Here is a 2,262-nt window from a genome sequence, read left to right as displayed (position 1 = left end):
GGTAGATTTTAGTGCCAACACAGTAGCAAAGAACGAAAACGGCTGGTGGTTGATCCGCAATGGAAAAGTAGACTTTAGCGCCAACACAGTAGCAAAGAATGAAAATGGCTGGTGGCGTATTGAAGGTGGAAAAGTTAATTTCAATTTTAATGGAATTGCAAGCAACGAAAATGGTCGCTGGTACATCAGAAACGGAAAAGTTGATTTTTCCTATAATGGATATGTAACACAGAATGGTGTGCGGTATCACGTTGTTAACGGAAAAGTCAAATAACAAAAACTTATGAAACGAAAATATGGTTGATTTAGTGAAAGCTGGATCAACCATATTTTTTTCACGGTCGAGAAGACTTCCGCTCTATAAGTGGGGAGTAATAACAAGTCCGTATATGTGTGAATGTTTTTGCCTAAGAAATAGCAGGTTGTGTGTTATATGATCAACTTTTACAGATAGTTTCATACTAATTAATAGATAGAGAATGAAAAGGGATGGAAAATGACCATGATGAATCTGCAAAGTAATCTGACGGGACAGGGATTAGCAGATTTCGCAGAAGGCAGAATCGGAACGCCATATTTTTACGGAGCGAAAATCTCTCATGGAATTTTGACAGAAGAATTTGTGCAGGAACTACACGAAAAACTCCCGGATCTGGTAACGGATGATTATGTGGAACGGGCAAGACAGCAGGGACAGGTTGGAAAAGTGAATACCGATTGTTCCGGACTGATCGGGGCTTATCTGGGCGTGGAGTTGAGCTCAGCGCAAATGTATGCGGTGGCAGATCAACGAATTGTGTATGAAACGTATGCATGGCTCCCTGTAGGAACCGTACTCTGGAAACCAGGACATGTGGGTGTTTTTCTTGGTAAATGTGATGGCGCGTATCGTTGTGTGGAAGCAAAAGGAATCAATTATGGAACCATCTGCTCAAATGTAACCGACAATGACTGGCAATATGGTCTGCTTTTTCCGTGGGTAAGTTACGATATGGAGAATTGCAGGTCGGATACCATGACAGAAAAATTCAGTATTACACGAAAAGGTGAAAATCCATATTTACGTCCATATGTATGGATTATGCAGCCAGAAGAAGCAGCACAGCATCCGGCTGTAAAAAAGATCACTCACGGAGAAGGCGTTCGCTGGCTGCAATGGGAGCTTTGTGAGGCAGGCTATCCCGTTTCTGTAGATGGCGTGTTTGGTTCAAAAACAAAAACTGCCCTGCAAAAATTTCAGATTTCCTGCGAACTGCGTCCGGATGGAATCGCAAAATTTGAAGAACTGGGAAAAATCTCTTTATCTCCCGGAAGTTTTCATGTATAATAACAAGGTTGAGTGATAATCCAAAATACAGGAGGAACTATACATATTATGAAAAAAGTAGAAGATTACGTTAGAAGTATCCCTGATTTTCCGGAACCGGGCATTATTTTTCGCGATATAACAACTGTTCTGCAGGATCCGGACGGACTGAAACTTGCCATTGACGGATTAAAAGAGCGTCTGGATGGCGTTGATTTTGACGTGGTAGTTGGAGCAGAATCCAGAGGATTTATCTTTGGCGCACCGCTGGCTTACGAATTTGGTAAAGGTTTTGTACCGGTTCGTAAAAAAGGAAAACTGCCGTGCGAGACTGTTTCTGCAAAATATGACCTTGAGTACGGTTCCGCAGAGATCGAGATGCACAAAGATTCCATCAAACCGGGTCAGAAAGTTGTTGTAGTAGACGACCTGATCGCAACAGGCGGAACCATCGAGGCTGCTATCAAACTGATCGAGAGCCTTGGTGGAGAAGTTGTCAAAGTATTATTCCTGATGGAGCTGGCTGGTTTAAACGGTCGTGAGAAACTGAAAGGTTACGATGTAGAGTCTGTCATTACTTATCCGGGTAACTAAGGACATCGAAGTTCTTTGAAAAAAATTTTCACAGTCAAAGTGAAATAGGAAAAACAAATAGTTAAGAAAAAAGCTTTCTATATAGAAGTGTCAGTTGAATCTGATCGTTTCTATATAGAAAGCTTTTTATATTTCCCGAGTCAAAGCGGGTGCGTAAAATGGCATTCTGCACGGAATCTTTATTAAACAAAATGACATCCTGATGATCCAGATCAGCAGCTGTGATAGAGGTATGATCAGCCAGCGGGTGTTCCGGTGAAACACAAAATACGAGCTGGTCGTGAATGAGCACATGACTGTCGAGCTGGTCAATATTGTATATCAGATGGGAGATGACTCCCACCTCTATAGGTGGTGAGAAA

The 2,262-nt window shown here is 41.9% G+C and carries 4 protein-coding genes; 3 read left to right on the top strand and 1 reads right to left on the bottom strand.

Features of this window, described 5'->3' with window-relative positions; genetic code table 11:
* The 3 genes from LG34_RS16875 to LG34_RS16135 form a co-directional block, all read left to right on the top strand.
* Positions 1-274: hypothetical protein (locus tag LG34_RS16875; RefSeq protein WP_181369405.1), on the top strand; the 274-nt coding region annotated here is incomplete at its 5' end.
* A 228-nt stretch (positions 275-502) separates the two neighbouring features.
* A complete protein-coding gene (locus tag LG34_RS16140; RefSeq protein WP_207657038.1) occupies positions 503-1,327 on the top strand; it encodes a peptidoglycan-binding protein in 825 nt (274 codons plus the stop codon).
* A 48-nt stretch (positions 1,328-1,375) separates the two neighbouring features.
* Positions 1,376-1,900: an adenine phosphoribosyltransferase gene (locus LG34_RS16135; RefSeq protein ID WP_109216986.1), complete on the top strand. Its 525-nt coding sequence runs from the start codon at positions 1,376-1,378 to the stop codon at positions 1,898-1,900.
* Positions 1,901-1,961: 61 nt separating this feature from the next.
* Here the strand turns inward: LG34_RS16135 and LG34_RS16130 are convergent.
* On the bottom strand, positions 1,962-2,262 hold a 301-nt coding region (locus LG34_RS16130), incomplete at its 5' end, for a LysR family transcriptional regulator substrate-binding protein (protein ID WP_146190248.1).

The organism is Eubacterium ramulus, assembly GCF_003122485.1.
In the GTDB taxonomy this organism is placed as follows: domain Bacteria; phylum Bacillota; class Clostridia; order Lachnospirales; family Lachnospiraceae; genus Eubacterium_I; species Eubacterium_I ramulus_A.
The sequence above is the reverse complement of the archived record's forward strand: the minus strand, read 5'-3'. Positions and strand labels throughout refer to the sequence as shown.

Excerpts from the sequence above, each read along its gene's own strand:
- LG34_RS16135 (WP_109216986.1), top strand. The coding sequence starts at position 1,376 with ATGAAAAAAGTAGAAGATTACGTTAGAAGTATCCCTGATTTTCCGGAA.
- LG34_RS16140 (WP_207657038.1), top strand. The coding sequence starts at position 503 with ATGATGAATCTGCAAAGTAATCTGACGGGACAGGGATTAGCAGATTTC.